A 710-nucleotide genomic window follows, 5' to 3' on the forward strand; every position below is an offset into this window, starting at 1 on the left:
TGAACTTTCAGGGTTCATTAATTGCCAACGTGTTTCATAACGATTATCCGATAAACATCTAAACGCATCTGCAGAAGCCAAAGACTCTAAATCTCTTCGAGATAGACCGATCGCTTTCACTTCGCTCACAGATTTAAAACCTAAGGGCGGTCGCTCACGAACAAGTAAGTTTTGCCCTTCGACGCTTAACCCTTTTACTAAACGAAAGCCCAAGCGAATAACTTTCGCGTTTTCACCTTGTAGATCATGATCAATCATCGATCGATTAATGCATACAGGCTGTATAGAAACATGATGACGTTGCGCGTCTTGTACCAATTGCGAAGCACTGTAAAAGCCCATGGGCAAACTATTTAGCAGTGCGGTATAAAACGCCTCAGGATAATAGTATTTCAGCCATGCAGATGCGTAGGCCAGCACCGCAAACGAGGCAGAATGACTCTCAGGAAAACCGTATTCACCAAAACCACAAATTTGCTCAAAAATTTTCTCAGCAAAGCTCAACTCGTAGCCACGCTCTAACATTCCTTTTATCAGCTTATTCTTGAACTGAAATAACTCCCCAGTCTTCTTCCAAGCTGCCATCGCGCGACGCAATTGATCAGCCTCACCACCAGTGAAACCTGCTGCGACCATGGCAAGCTTGATGACCTGCTCCTGAAATATCGGCACTCCCAGTGTGCGCGCCAATACTTCTTTCACAGCATCGG

1 pseudogene is annotated in these 710 nt (G+C 45.1%); it reads right to left on the minus strand.

The features are described from left to right. A pseudogene (locus A3738_RS27305) lies at positions 1 to 710 on the minus strand (error-prone DNA polymerase); the annotation flags it as partial.

Source organism: Oleiphilus sp. HI0066, assembly GCF_001635725.1.